Genomic DNA, 12,913 nt, shown 5'->3' with positions numbered 1-12,913 from the left:
GGGCGCGGTCATCCTGCTCCAATGCGAGATCGATCGGTGTCGGGAACGGCGAATCCGGTGTCGGGAACGGCGAACTCCGAACGGGTTAGCCAACCCTAACCTGGAATGCGGTCGGCGGGGTCGGACTCCGCCGCTTCGCGCGCCGAGACGCCCGCGCGCGGCCCCGAGAGGAAGGCTCCGCCATGTTCCACCACGCCCCGAACCGGATGACCGCCACCCTCCGCGTGCTCGCGGTGGGCGCGGTCGCGCTGCTCGGGCTCGTCGGCTGCTCGACAGGCGGCGACACGAGCGAGACGAGTGCCGAATCGACCCTGCCGGCGGCGGAGGGGGCGACGCAGTATCCGCTCACACTGCCGAGCCCGTTCGGTGACACGGTGCTCGAGGACCGCCCGGAGCGCGTCGCGGTCGTGACCGCGGCGACCTACGATTCTGACGCCCTCATCGCGCTCGGCGTGACGCCCGTGTTCGCGCCCTCGACGCTCGAACGCAACGCGTGGCTCGATCCCGCCGTCGTCGCCTCGGTCGAGACGCTGTGGGACTCCTCCGAGGGATCCGAGGTGTCGGCCGAGCAGGTCGCGGCGTCCGCACCTGACCTCATCGTGTCGCTCGGCTCGTACGACACGTTCGATCAGGAGTACTTCGACCGGCTGAGCGCGATCGCGCCCGTGCTCTACGCGCCGATCGAGACGCTCAGCTGGCAGGAGCTCACGCGGGCGGTCGGCGAGCCGCTCGATCTGTCGGCCTCGGCCGATTCGCTCGTGCGGGCGGCCGAGGAGCGCGTCGCGGCGGCGAAGGCCCCGCACCCGCAGTTCGAGGGACGCACCGCGGCGCAGGTCACCGTGTACGGCCCCGAGTACGGCGCCGAGTACGGCAGCATGCCGGGAACCGACATGGCTGCGCTCTTCGAGTCGCTCGGCTTCGTCCTCCCCGAGGCCGCCTCGCAGTTCGACCCCGCCGACGGCACCGTGAGCGACGAGCTCGTGTCGCGCATCGACGCGGACTTCCTGCTCATCAACACCGTGGGGAAGGACGACGTGAGCTACTTCCTCGACGCCCCGCTCGTGCAGCAGGTGCCCGCGATCGCCGACGGTCGCGCCGTGATCGACGAGGCCGACCCCGAGACCGGCCTGAACGCGTTCGCGTGGGCACTCGGAGTCCAGAGCGACCTGAGCGTGCCGTGGGCCGTTGACCGCCTCGCCGAGTTCGGTGTCGAGGCGCTCGGCTGATCGCGGCCACTGGACGCGCCCGACGGTTCGCACCGAACCGTCGGGCGCGGCCCGATTTCGCCGCCTAGGCTGACCGCATGGAGTTCTGGCACGTCGTGGGGGGCTTCTGGTGGCTCGTGTTCCCCCTCGCAGGCATGGCGGGTGGCGCCCTCAAGGCGTGGAACCGCGGTGCCGACGCGCGTCACCGCCGCCGGCTCGAACTGCTCGCCGCGAAGCGTGGCCTGGCCGCACAGCCCCAGGGACAGCAGATCGCCGCCGCTGCACCGGCCGCGGCGGCAGCACCGCCCGCGGCGCCGGCTCGCGCGTCGAACGCGACGCGCGCGCAGCGGCTCACGCGCCTGTTCGCCGAGCACGACGAGATCACGCGGCGATGGCTCGACTACGAGCTCGACGTCGCGAAGGTCATCGCGTTCCCCGCCATGACCGATGTGCGCCAACCGCTCACCTCCGCGTTCCACCGGGCGAAGCGGCGCGCCGACGAGCTGCGCCCCGACTCGGCGCAGGTGCGCATGGACGACGCCGACTTCGAGGCCTACCGCGACGCGGTGCACGACTTCGCGATCGCGTTCGAGACGGCGGAGCAGGAGGCCCGCCGACTTCGTGACGCCGCGTTCACGCCCGCCGAGCGGCGGCGACTCGACACCGCCCGGCAGTTGCTGCAGGTCGCGCTCGATCAGAGCGCGACGCGAGCCGAGCGCAACCTCGCCTACCGTCGCGCGCGTCAGGAGCTCGAAGGGCTCATCGTGCTCTCCGACGGCGCGGTCGAGCGGCTCGAGGAGCGCGTCGCGATGCAGCTCACCGATCGCGGCGCAACGGCCTCCGGCCCCTCGCTCGACAAGCGGCCCGAGACGACGCCCGGCGACGGCGGAGGTGCGGCAGCCACCCCCGACGTCGATCGCTCCTGAGCCCGAAGCGGATTCGGGGTCGCCGCGTCACCCGTTTCCGGTAGAGTTCCGTTCCATTCCATACCCCGAGCTCCTGAAAGGGTGACCGCCGCACATGGCACCTGGAAGTACCGACCCCCCTCCGTCCGCATCGCGCTCGGAGAGGGGGAAGTAAGTGTCCTGGATCGTCTCGCTCCTCATCGGTGTCGTCGTGGTGCTCGTCATCACCGCTCTCACCGGTTATTTCGTCGCGCAGGAGTTCGCCTACATGGCGGTCGATCGCTCGCGGCTCAACGCCCGCGCCGCCGCTGGTGACGCGGCCGCGAAGCGTGCCCTCAAGGTGACGAACCGCACGTCCTTCATGCTCTCGGGCGCCCAGCTGGGCATCACGATCACGGGGCTGCTGGTCGGTTTCGTCGCCGAACCGCTCATCGGCGAGGCGATCGGTGAGGCCACCGGCGACGTCCTGCCCGCCGGCGTCGGCATCGCGATCGGGACGGTCATCGCGCTCGTCTTCTCGACGATCGTGCAGATGCTGTTCGGCGAGCTGTTCCCGAAGAACCTCGCGATCGCACGTCCCGAGGGCGTCGCGCTGTGGCTCGCGCGCTCCACGAACATCTACCTCGCGTGCTTCGGATGGCTCATCGCGGTCTTCGACCGTGCCTCGAACCTCCTGCTGCGCACCGTGCGGATCGAGCCCGTGCATGACGTCGAGCACGCGGCGAGCCGCCTCGACCTCGAGCACATCGTCGCCGACTCGCAGGTGACGGGCACGCTCCCGGCCGATCTCTCGGTGCTGCTCGACCGCATCATCGACTTCCCCGAGCACGACGCCGAGCACGCGATGATCCCCGCTCCGCACGTCGACACGGTGCCCGGGACGACGAGCGTCGCGACGGTTCGCGAGCTCATGAGCACGGGCCACACCAGGTACCCGATCCTCGACGAGCAGGGTGACGTGACCGGCGTCGTCCAGTTGCTCGACGTGCTCGGCACGCCGCCCGAGGCGCAGGATCGCCCCGTTACGGAGATCATGCGGCCCGCCGTGTTCCTCGCCGCGACGACGGCGTTGCCGGACGCGCTCGCGCGATTGCGCGAGAAGGGTGCCGAGCTCGCGTGCGTCGTCGACGAGTACGGCGGGTTCGCGGGCGTCCTCACGCTCGAGGACCTCGCTGAGGAGCTCGTCGGCGAGTTGCGCGACGAGCACGACCCGGACGGCGAGCTCGTGCCCGTGCAGCAGCCGGACGGGGACTGGAACATCCCCGGCACGCTGCACCTCGACGAGGCCGAGCGGGTGCTCGGGTACGACCTGCCGCGCGGTGACTACGAGACGCTCGCGGGCCTCGCGATCGCCGAGATCGGTGACCTGCCGACGACGGGGCAGGAGGTCGAGGTCGCGCTGCCGCTCGACCCGGCCGATCTCGCCGAGCCGGGTGATCCGGTCGAGCGCGTCATGACCCTTCGGGTGCTCGAGGTCGACCGGCACGTGCCCGCGCTCGTGCGGGTGCACATCGAGACGCGCGACGAGGACGACGAGGACACGGACGGCGCCGAGAACGCGCGCGACGAGGCCGAGCCCTATCCCGTGGCGGCACCGACGGAGGAACGCGCGTGACCTACGATCCGATCATCGTGCTGCCGATCACGGCCCTGCTCATCGTGCTGAGCGCGTTCTTCGTCGCCGTCGAGTTCGCGCTGCTCGCGGCGAAGCGTCACCGCTTGGAGGAGGCCGCGGCCACGAGCCGTGCGGCGCGTGCCGCACTGCGCAGCTCCGCCGAGCTGACCGTGCTGCTCGCGGGATCCCAGCTCGGCATCACGGCGTGCACGCTCGCGCTCGGCGCGATCACGAAGCCCGCCGTGCACCACTGGCTGCTCCTGCCGCTCGAGGCGATGGGGGTGCCGACCGTACCGGCCGACGTCGTGTCGTTCGTGCTCGCGCTGTTCGTCGTGACGTTCCTGCACCTCGTCGTCGGCGAGATGGCGCCGAAGTCGTGGGCGATCGCGAATCCCGAGAGCTCGGCGACGCTGCTCGCCGTGCCGATGCGCATCTTCATGTGGTTCACGAGGCCGCTGCTTCTCGCGCTCAACAAGGCGGCGAACTGGTGCCTGCGTCTCGTGGGCGTCACGCCGCGCAACGAGGTCGCGACGGGCCAGACGACCGACGACCTGCGGCACCTCGTCGAGCACTCGGCGAACGTGGGGGCGCTCGACGTGCGCTTCACGGCGCAGTTGAAAGGTGCGCTGCAGCTCGAACGCCTCACGGTGGCGGACCTCGTGCCCGCGGGTTCCGTCCCCGTGCAGGTGTCGGCCTCGGCGACCGTCGCGGACGTGCAGCGTGCCTCACGCGAATCGACGCACCTGCGCATCCTCGTGCACGACGGCGAGCGCATCTCGGGCATCGTGCACGTGCGGGACACGCTCGTGCTGCCCGACGACGCGCCGCTCGACACGGTCGTGCGCCCCGTGCTCGCGCTCGCGCCGGATGTGCCCGTCTACGAGGCGACGGCCACGATGCGTGCTTCGCGGGCCCAGCTCGCGATCGTCGGCACACCGGAGGCACCCGTCGGCGTGGTCACGGTGGACGACGTGCTGAATCGCATTCTCGTCGACCCCGCGGCGGCCGCGACGAGCTGATCGCGCAGGCACCGGCCGCCCGCACCCCGTGATCACGGGGTGCGGGCGGCCCCGTCGTCGGTGCCCGTGCCCGCGTCGCGAGCGCCGGGGCGCTCGGCGTCCCCCGGGTGTCGAATCGTGTCGGCGTGCGCGGTGTCGGCGTGCGGGGTGTCGAGGCGCTGGTCGAGGACACGCGGGGCGTCGACGCGCACATCGACGACCCCGAACCGCTCGAGCACGACGAGTGTGTCGTCGTCGACCACGAGACCGGGCAGCGCCTCGACGAGCTCGGGGGAACGCGAGAACCCGAGGTGCGCATCGCGCCACTCCGCGACGGAGCGGAATCCCTCGCCCTCGTCGATCGCGTGCCGGAGCGGGACGTCGCCGAGCCGGACGACATCGACGTCCGTCGTCTCGATCACCGCCACCCCGTTCCCGTCGGAATCGAGCACCACACCGCGTGTTCCCGGCGCCGGGAGGGGCGCTCCCTCCTGCATGTACTCGGCGAGGAGTGCCGATGTGCTCGTCTTCCCGCCGTCGAGGATCGCGGCGACGAGCGCATCCCGGAGCGGCCCGGGGAACGCGAACTCGACGGGTGGGAGGTGGCCGTGGTCGGGCTCGTGCATGCGTCGATCGTGCCACGCGGGCGCGGCGCCCGGCCCTGGTCGACGCGCGTCCTGGTCGACCGCGCGTCACCGGTGTGTGGGGTGTCGCGCGTCAGTCGATGCGGGGGAGCGGGCCGGTCGGGAGCGACGGCCGCGGCTCCTCGACCGTCGGACCGCGCGGGATGAACAGGGCGACGATGAGCGCGAGCACGGCGGCCGCGCCACCGAGGACGAACGAGACGAGGAACGCGTCGGGCGTCGGGATCTGCGCGCCGCCGAAGGTGACGGAGCCGGTCGCGAGCACCGCGCCGACGATCGCGGACGCGATGCTCGTCCCGAGCGAGCGGAAGAGGGCGTTGAGTCCGTTCGAGGCGCCCGTCTCGTTCGCCGGCACCGAGCGCATGATGAGCATCGGCATCGCCGCGTAGCCGAAGCCGATGCCGAACCCGACGAGCACGTTCGCGACGACGAGGTGCCACACCGCCGAGTGCCACGCGATCGTGAACGCGTACGCCGCGATGAGCGAGATCGCGCCGAGGAGGAGCAGCAGGCGTGGCCCGAACAGGTTCGAGAGTCGGCCGGAGAGCGGGGACAGCACCATCATCACGAGCCCCGACGGCATGACGACGAGGCTCGCGGCGAGCAGCGAGAGGCCGAAGCCGGAGCCGCTCTCGACGGGCAGCTCGAGCATCTGCGGGTAGATGACGTTCGAGGCGAACAGCGCGAAGCCCATCGCGAGCGACGCGAGGTTCGTGAGCAGCACGGGACGTCGTGCGGCGACGCGCAGATCGAGGAGCGGGTCGGTGATGCGCAGTTCGAACCAGCCCCACAGGACGAGCACGAGCAGTCCGCCGATCCCGAGCGCGAGCACCGGGGCCGACAGCCAGCCCCACTCGTTGCCGCGAGAGAACGCGAGCAACACACCGACGAGACCGACCGTGAGACCGGCGGCACCGACGAAATCGAAGCGGCCGGCGGTGCACAGCACGCTCACGGGCACGATCCACAGCACGAGGCCGAACACGACCGCGCCGAGTGAAGCTGCGACCCAGAACAGGACGTGCCAGTCGCTGCGCTCGGTGATGAGCGCGCTGATCGGCAGGCCGATCGCACCGCCCACGCCGAGCGTCGCGCTGATGAGCGCGATGGCCGAGTCGATGCGCCGTTCGTGGAGCACGTCGCGGAGGATCGAGATGCCGAGCGGCACGACGCCGACGATCGCCCCCTGCAGCGTGCGGCCCACGATGATGCCGATGATGCCGTGCGACACGGCGGCGACGACCGAGCCCACGACCATGATCGCGATGAGCGCGAGCACGATGCGGCGCTTGCCGTACATGTCGCCGAGCCGCCCCGCGATGGGCGTGATGACGGCGGCGGCGAGGAGTGTCGCCGTGACGACCCACGCGGTGTCCTCACGCGGTGCCTGCAGCAGCTCGGGCAGCTTCGACTGGATCGGCACGACGAGCGTGAACATGAACGAGGAGCACAGGCCGGCGAGTGCGAGGACGGCGACGATCGCCCCCTGCGGGGGCATCCGGGTGAGGCGTTTCCGTTCGTCGTCGATCGATCCCATCGGGTCAGGGTATCCCCGTCCGGGGAACGGCGATGACCGCCGGTGGGCCGCGGAGCGATCGCCGGTCCCGAGCGCGTTCAGGGGTGCGGCGGCACCTCGGCGTCGGCCACGTCAGCGTCGTCCTCACCGCGCACGCGCCGCGAGGCCGCGGCGACGAGGCGCAGCAGCCGGTCGAGCTCGCGGAGGTCGTCGAGCCCGACCTCGGCACCCACCGCATCGGCCCACGTGTGCTGCCGCGCGCGGAAGTCGTGGAGCGCCGCGAGACCAGCATCGGTCGGCGCGAGGAGCTTCGCGCGGCGGTGGCGCGGATTGTCCGACCATCGCGCCCAGCCGCGCTCGACGAGGAGGTTCGCGGATCGCTGGACGCTCTGCCGCGCGAGGCCGAGCCCCACGCGACGGGCGATCTCGGCGACCGGCAACGGCTCGTCGAGCACGGCGCCGAGCACCTGCCACAGGGCGGGCGTCAGTTCGTGGCCCGCCGTGATGCGCTCGGCCGCGGCGAGGAATTCGCCGCCCAGTTCGAAGGCGGGGAGGACGAGCGCGGTGAGCGCGTCGCCCTCAGGCGTCCTCGAGGGCACCTTCGATCTCCACGAGTCGGTAGAACGCCTGTTCGTCGTTGTCGCGGTTCACGCGCAGCCACGCGTCGGCGTGCTCGGGGGCGAACACGCCCGCGCGTTCGAGCACCTCGGCCGTGAACGGGACGGGGCGCGTGCCGCTCGCGGTCGTGATGCCGCCGTCGGTCACGACGTCCTCGTCCCGGTAGTTCGCGCCGCCCGCGTAGCCGGACTGATCGAGGAACACGCGGGCGTTGCTCGTGTGGGCGCGCTCGTCGAGGAGCCCGTCGCGCGCGAACGCGAGCGTCGCACCGCAGATCGCCGCGACGGGGACGTCCGCGTCGAGCAGGCGGCGGGCGGTCGCGAGCATGCGCTCGTGGCCGGCGCCGTACGTCTCGCCGCCGGGCGCGACGAACGCGATCGTGTCGGCGGCGTCGACGTCGTCGAGGTCGATGTCGGGCGTGATGGGGAGGCGGCCGAGCGAGGTGACCTGGGCGGTGCCGTCGCCCGCGAACACGAGACGCAGGTCCGAGCCGGGACGTGCGGCCGCGCGGGCGAGTTCGGTCGTGAGGTAGGCGTACTCCCAATCGGCCATCGTGTCGGTCGCGTAGACGACGAGCTGTGGCATGAGCTGCTCCGATCCGTGAGTGCTTGACAGGAGTCTGTCAATTCGACAGGTGACTGTCAACTGCGGATCGGCTGAGCGGACGCGTGGCCCCCGCCGACCATCGTCCGAAGACGGGTTCGATCGCGACGCGAACGGGGGTGGGGAGGTTCTGCCCCCACGTGTCGTAGAGCGAGTCGCGGTCGTCGAAGGTGCCGAGTTCGAACTGCACCCAGCGGGCGAGCGAATCGTCCGCGCAATCGCACGCCGGCCCGTCGATGCGGACCGCGCCGCGCCCGAGCGCATCGAAGAGCGTCTCGGCGCCCGCGTTCGTGAACGCGGTCGCGTCGCTGGTCGGGAACAGGTGGCCGATGTCGACCCACGCGCCATCGATGCGGAACTCGGGCCACGCGAGCAGGATGCGCTCGGGGACGAGCCGCTCGAGCCCGCGGAAGCGGGGGTACCAGAACCGGCCGTCGATGACGAGGCCACGGACACGCGTCGCGATGCCCTCGCGGCGAGCAACGCCCTTGAGCACCGCGAGCCGCTGGCTGCACGAGCCGCGGCCGAGGCGCAGCACGGCCGAGACCGGGCGGCGGTCGGCCATGCTGTAGACGGGGCGGACGCGTGCGCCGATCCGCTCGTGGGCCGCGTGGAGCCGTTCGCGCGGCGTCGCCGTCGCGTCCGGCACGCGGATGGACGCGAGGGCCGGTGCGTCGAGGTCGAGGATCGCGGTCGGTCGCGTGCTCCCGCGGGCGTCCACCCCGGCCCCCACATCCGACGGTGCGTGGGTGCGCGTCGGTGCGGCCCGGCGCAGGCGGTGCGGGGTGAGCCAGGTGCTCGTCATGCCCCGATCATCCGGCAGCGTGTGCGGCGATGTCGAGGGAACATCACGGATCTCGTCACCCAGGAGGAGCAGGATCAGGCCCGGCACCGACACCGACCCGCTGCCGCGGGCTGATGCGCGGGCGCGCTCAGGCCCCGGGCGCGACGCCGGGTACCGGTGTGGCTGCGTCCGCGCCGGGTGCGGCCTCGTCGGCGATGAGATCGAACAGGGCATCCAGTGCGGTCGCGGACCGCGTGCCGTTCGTCGGCCCGGGTGTGTTCGTCGACCCGGGGGCCTTCGTCGGCCGGGGCGCGTTCGTGGGCCCGGACACGTTCGGTGCTTCATCGGACGCGTTCGCCGGCGCGTCGCGTGCGGTCGTGGCATCGGCGAGCACCGCGCCGAGAACGAGGCGAGTGACCGTCGCCGCGTCGCTGCGAGGCGGCCGTTCGCCGCGCGCGACGGCTCGCTCGAGGACTTCCCGCACGTGCTGCTCGGTCGGCTCGTGCACCCCGGCGCGGATCACTTCCGCGAGCTCAGCGTCGTGCAGGGCTTCGCCCATGAGGACGAGCAGTGTCCTGGCGATGCGAGGCGTGAAGATGCGCTGCTTGTCGCGGCGGAGTCGCTCGAGATCACCGACGAGTGACCCGGTGTCGACGGGATCGTCCGCCGCATCGGCGAGCTGCTGCGCGGCGGCGAGGACGAGCACTCGCTTCGAGTCCCACCGCCGGTAGATCGTGGCGGTCGAGACACCGGCTCGCCGCGCCACCTCGGCGGTCGTGAGGCGCGCGTAGCCGAGCTCGTCCAGCAGGTCGAGGGTCGCGGCGAGGATGACGGGGCCGAGTCGTTCGTCCGCGGGGCGCCCGACGGAACGGCGCGGGGACTCGGGGGGCATGCGCTCATCATAGTTCGAGTTACGAAACGTCGACGTTTCGGAATTGGGTACGCTGTCTCCGACCGCTTCACCCGTCCGACGAGAATCGAGGACACCATGGAGACGATCGTGCTGACCGGTGCGAGCGGCGGGATCGGACTCGTCGCACTCCGGCGCCTCCGAGCGCTGCGCCCCGACGCCCACTTCGTTCTGCTCGGGCGACGTCCACCCGCGGACCCGGGCACGACGGGCGGCCGTGGCGCGACCGAGCACATCGCGTGCGATCTCCTGTCGCTGCGGAGCCTGCGCTCGGCGACGAACACGCTCGTCACCCGTCTCGAGGCGGGCGAGCTGCCCCCGCTTCGTGCCGTCGCCGCGAACGCCGGAGTGCAGTACGTCGACGACACCACGGTGAGCGAGGACGGCTTCGAGGCGACCTTCGCCGTCAACGTGCTCGCGAACCACGTGCTGCTCCGCGAGCTCGGGCCGCGAATCGAGCGCCGGGGCCGCGCGGTCGTGACGGTGAGCGACACGCATTTCGGTGACCTCCGACACAATCTGGGGCTCATTCCGGCGCCGCGATGGTCGTCGCCCGAACGACTCGCCCGACCGGGCGCGTTCGGTGGCCGATCGCCGACGACGGCCGGCCGGACGGCGTACTCGACGAGCAAGCTCGCGGCCGTCCACCTCGTCCACGAGTTCGCGCGTCGGCTCCCGGATGTCGACGTGATCGCATTCAATCCGGGCTTCGTGCCGGGAACGTCGCTCGCCAGGCGGGCCGGGCGGGTCTCTCGACTCGTCCTCGGCGCGCTCGGCCCCGTGCTGACCCGCACACCGATCGCCTCCGACGTGGCATCGTCCGGCGCGGCGCTCGCGGATGTCGTCCTCGGGCGGACCGCCGCGTCGTCGGGTGCCTACGTCGATCGCGACCGCGTGGTCCCGTCGTCGTCGGCGTCGCACGACCCGTCGCGTGAGGCCGAGCTGTGGGACGTGCTGGAGCGCCTGTCCGGTGCGGACGGGGGCGCGTCCCCCGCGTGATGGGCGATCACGTCGATCGCGCCGGTCGCATCGGCGACCGCGGAACTGAGGCGGTCGGGGTGCGGGATGGGCGAGGTGTGCGGGTGCGCGCCCTCGATTCCGTCGTCGGTGGGCGCGTGTGGCAGGTCGTCGGGCACGCGACCGCCGCTTCTCGTCGCGCCGATGCCCGCGACGACGACGAGTACGACACCGACCGCCGCGAGCGGGCCGGGCACCTGGCCGAGCGCGACGAGTCCCACGCCGAGTGCGACGGCGGGTTCGAGGCACGTGAGCGTGCCGAACGCGGCCGTCGTGAGCCGCCGGAGCGCGAACAGCTCGAGGATGAACGGGATGAGGGGCAGCATGACGGCCAGCCCGAGCCCGGCCAGGACGAGTGACAGGTCGAAGCGCCCGAACGAGGACGGGCCGACCGTGACCGTGGCGACGAGTGCCGCGACGGGCATGGAGATCGCGAGCGCGCCGAGCCCGTCCGCCTCGTCGCCGGCGTGCTGGGTCAGCAGGATGTAGAGCGCCCAGCCGACCGCCGCCGCGAGCGCGAAGCACACGCCGAGTGGGTCGATCTCGCCGCGCCACGGTTCGGTGAGCGCGAGCACGCCCGCCGCGGCGACGAGACCCCAGAGCTTCGCGCGGCCGCGCCCGCGCACGACGGCGACCGTGAGCGGGCCGAGGAACTCGAGCGCGACCGCGGTGCCGAGCGGGAGGAGCGACACCGCGAACATGAACAGGATCGTCATGCCACCGGTCACGACGCCGAGCACGGACGAGACGACGAGCGCGCGACGCGTGTAGCGGATGCGCCACGGCCGCGCGATGAGCGTGATGATGACGGCCGCCCACACGAGGCGGATCCACGCGACGCCACCGGCCCCGAGCTGGTCGACGAGGCCGACGGCGATCGCGAGACCGAATTGCAGGCACACCATCGCGGCGATCGCCATGGTGGCTCCCGCGGCGGGGCCGGAGAGGCGTGAGGACTGTGGCACCAGACCAGTACAGCCGCCGACACTCTCCACGTCCACGTGAGGAATGCGAACGATCCGTCAAGTGATCATGGACAATGCTGGGATGGATCTTCGCCGCCTCACGACCCTGCTCGAACTCTCGCGGAGCGAGTCGATGCGGGTCGTCGCCGACGAGCTCGGCACGACGACGTCGAGCGTCTCGCAGCAGATGGCGCTCCTGTCGAAGGAGGTCGGCGTCGCCCTGCTCGAGCCCGAGGGGCGCGGCATCCGGCTCACGCCCGCGGGGCATCGGCTCGCGGCGCACGCGGCCGAGATCCTCGCTGCGGTCGAGGCGGCGCGCTCCGATCTCGACCCCGATGCGGAGCCGTCGGGCACGCTGCGCGTCGCGGGCTTCTCGACGGCGATCAGGCGGAGTCTCATGCCGATCATCGACGACTCGGGACGGCAGCATCCGGGCCTGCGGATCGTCGTGCACGAGCACGAACCCGATGCGGCGATCGAGATGCTGCTCGCCGATCGCGTCGACATCGCGCTCACCTACGACTACAACCTCTCGCCGCTCGCCCTCGACGCGCGGCTCGACGCTGTGTCCCTGTGGCGCACGCGGTGGGGGCTCGCGGTACCGAGCGGCCGCGCACCGCTCATGCCGGGCGGCGCCGCCGAGCTGTTCGACGCGTACCGCGACAGCGACTGGATCGCGAACTCCCGCAACCGCGCCGACGAGGACGTGCTGCGCACGATCGCGGCGCTCGCGGGGTTCGAGCCGCGCATGCGCCACGAGGCCGAGAGCCTCGACCTCGTCGAGGACCTCGTGCGGGCCGGCATGGGCATCGGGCTGCTCCCCGAATCGCGCACGCCCGTGGAGGGCGTGACGATCGTGCCGCTGCACGACCCCGAGGTCCACCTGCGTGCATCGGCCCACATCCTGCGCGGCCGCAGCTCGTGGCCGCCGCTGCGCTACGTGCTCGGTCGGCTCACGGCCGATGCGGGCGAGCAGGCCGAGGGCGCGGCCCCGGGGCCGTGGCCGAAGCTGTTCTGAGGGCCAGCGGCGGCGGACCGATGGGACCGTTCCGGAACTGCGGCACCCCGCGATCCCGTTCGTGAGAAGCCCTCGCCCATGCCGACGCGGCCCGGTGCTACCGTGAAAATCGGAC

Annotated in this window: 12 protein-coding genes and 1 pseudogene; 6 read left to right on the top strand and 7 right to left on the bottom strand. The window is 72.0% G+C overall.

What is annotated here, in order from left to right:
- Positions 1 to 182: 182 nt before the first annotated feature.
- The 4 genes from HNR16_RS15080 to HNR16_RS15065 all read left to right on the top strand — a co-directional run bounded on the left by HNR16_RS15080 (position 183) and on the right by HNR16_RS15065 (position 4,744).
- On the top strand, positions 183 to 1,226 hold the full coding sequence (locus tag HNR16_RS15080) for an ABC transporter substrate-binding protein (protein ID WP_158041441.1): 1,044 nt from the start codon (positions 183 to 185) through the stop codon (positions 1,224 to 1,226).
- 77 nt (positions 1,227 to 1,303) lie between these two features.
- A complete protein-coding gene (locus HNR16_RS15075) occupies positions 1,304 to 2,131 on the top strand; it encodes a hypothetical protein (protein WP_218868462.1) in 828 nt (275 codons plus the stop codon).
- Between the two features lie 154 nt (positions 2,132 to 2,285).
- Positions 2,286 to 3,725, top strand: coding sequence for a hemolysin family protein (locus HNR16_RS15070; protein WP_158041442.1), 1,440 nt, complete (start codon positions 2,286 to 2,288; stop codon positions 3,723 to 3,725).
- Positions 3,722 to 4,744, top strand: coding sequence for a CNNM domain-containing protein (locus HNR16_RS15065; RefSeq protein ID WP_158041443.1), 1,023 nt, complete (start codon positions 3,722 to 3,724; stop codon positions 4,742 to 4,744). The genes HNR16_RS15070 and HNR16_RS15065 overlap by 4 nt, the downstream gene beginning before the upstream one ends.
- A gap of 32 nt (positions 4,745 to 4,776) precedes the next feature.
- On the opposite strand, the gene HNR16_RS15060 is transcribed toward HNR16_RS15065, so the two are convergent.
- The 6 genes from HNR16_RS15060 to HNR16_RS15035 form a co-directional block, all read right to left on the bottom strand.
- A complete protein-coding gene (locus HNR16_RS15060) occupies positions 4,777 to 5,349 on the bottom strand; it encodes an ASCH domain-containing protein (RefSeq protein WP_158041444.1) in 573 nt (190 codons plus the stop codon).
- A 91-nt stretch (positions 5,350 to 5,440) separates the two neighbouring features.
- Positions 5,441 to 6,865, bottom strand: a complete 1,425-nt coding sequence (locus HNR16_RS15055; RefSeq protein ID WP_158041492.1) for an MFS transporter — start codon at positions 6,863 to 6,865, stop codon at positions 5,441 to 5,443.
- A gap of 116 nt (positions 6,866 to 6,981) precedes the next feature.
- Positions 6,982 to 7,482, bottom strand: a complete 501-nt coding sequence (locus HNR16_RS15050; protein ID WP_158041445.1) for a MarR family winged helix-turn-helix transcriptional regulator — start codon at positions 7,480 to 7,482, stop codon at positions 6,982 to 6,984.
- The gene (locus tag HNR16_RS15045) at positions 7,463 to 8,086 is read right to left on the bottom strand and encodes a DJ-1/PfpI family protein (RefSeq protein ID WP_158041446.1); all 624 of its coding nucleotides are present in this window, start codon (positions 8,084 to 8,086) and stop codon (positions 7,463 to 7,465) included. Before HNR16_RS15045 ends, HNR16_RS15050 begins: the two co-directional genes overlap by 20 nt.
- A 37-nt stretch (positions 8,087 to 8,123) precedes the next feature.
- On the bottom strand, positions 8,124 to 8,909 hold the full coding sequence (locus tag HNR16_RS15040) for a transglutaminase domain-containing protein (RefSeq protein ID WP_158041447.1): 786 nt from the start codon (positions 8,907 to 8,909) through the stop codon (positions 8,124 to 8,126).
- A 127-nt stretch (positions 8,910 to 9,036) separates the two neighbouring features.
- Positions 9,037 to 9,780 carry a TetR/AcrR family transcriptional regulator gene (locus HNR16_RS15035; RefSeq protein WP_158041448.1) on the bottom strand — a complete coding sequence of 248 codons (744 nt, stop codon included), beginning with the start codon at positions 9,778 to 9,780 and terminating at the stop codon, positions 9,037 to 9,039.
- Positions 9,781 to 9,876: 96 nt separating this feature from the next.
- On the opposite strand from HNR16_RS15035, the gene HNR16_RS18425 reads away from it, so the two are divergent.
- The gene (locus HNR16_RS18425) at positions 9,877 to 10,797 is read left to right on the top strand and encodes an SDR family NAD(P)-dependent oxidoreductase (protein ID WP_158041449.1); all 921 of its coding nucleotides are present in this window, start codon (positions 9,877 to 9,879) and stop codon (positions 10,795 to 10,797) included.
- 179 nt (positions 10,798 to 10,976) lie between these two features.
- On the opposite strand, the pseudogene HNR16_RS18420 reads toward HNR16_RS18425, so the two are convergent.
- A pseudogene (locus tag HNR16_RS18420) lies at positions 10,977 to 11,516 on the bottom strand (EamA family transporter); the annotation flags it as partial.
- 346 nt (positions 11,517 to 11,862) lie between these two features.
- Here HNR16_RS18420 and HNR16_RS15025 point away from each other — a divergent pair.
- Positions 11,863 to 12,798, top strand: coding sequence for a LysR family transcriptional regulator (locus HNR16_RS15025; RefSeq protein ID WP_158041450.1), 936 nt, complete (start codon positions 11,863 to 11,865; stop codon positions 12,796 to 12,798).
- Positions 12,799 to 12,913 lie beyond the last annotated feature (115 nt).

The sequence above is a fragment of the Pseudoclavibacter chungangensis genome (assembly GCF_013410545.1).
In the GTDB taxonomy this organism is placed as follows: Bacteria; Actinomycetota; Actinomycetes; order Actinomycetales; family Microbacteriaceae; genus Pseudoclavibacter; species Pseudoclavibacter chungangensis.
The sequence above is the reverse complement of the archived record's forward strand: the minus strand, read 5'-3'. Positions and strand labels throughout refer to the sequence as shown.

Bases quoted from the DNA above. Each gene is read 5' to 3' on its own strand.
- HNR16_RS15080 (WP_158041441.1), top strand. From the start codon at position 183: ATGTTCCACCACGCCCCGAACCGGATGACCGCCACCCTCCGCGTGCTC.
- HNR16_RS15075 (WP_218868462.1), top strand. From the start codon at position 1,304: ATGGAGTTCTGGCACGTCGTGGGGGGCTTCTGGTGGCTCGTGTTCCCC.
- HNR16_RS15060 (WP_158041444.1), bottom strand. From the start codon at position 5,349: ATGCACGAGCCCGACCACGGCCACCTCCCACCCGTCGAGTTCGCGTTC.
- HNR16_RS15055 (WP_158041492.1), bottom strand. From the start codon at position 6,865: ATGCCCCCGCAGGGGGCGATCGTCGCCGTCCTCGCACTCGCCGGCCTG.
- HNR16_RS15045 (WP_158041446.1), bottom strand. From the start codon at position 8,086: ATGCCACAGCTCGTCGTCTACGCGACCGACACGATGGCCGATTGGGAG.
- HNR16_RS15040 (WP_158041447.1), bottom strand. From the start codon at position 8,909: ATGACGAGCACCTGGCTCACCCCGCACCGCCTGCGCCGGGCCGCACCG.
- HNR16_RS15035 (WP_158041448.1), bottom strand. From the start codon at position 9,780: ATGCCCCCCGAGTCCCCGCGCCGTTCCGTCGGGCGCCCCGCGGACGAA.
- HNR16_RS18425 (WP_158041449.1), top strand. From the start codon at position 9,877: ATGGAGACGATCGTGCTGACCGGTGCGAGCGGCGGGATCGGACTCGTC.
- HNR16_RS15025 (WP_158041450.1), top strand. From the start codon at position 11,863: ATGGATCTTCGCCGCCTCACGACCCTGCTCGAACTCTCGCGGAGCGAG.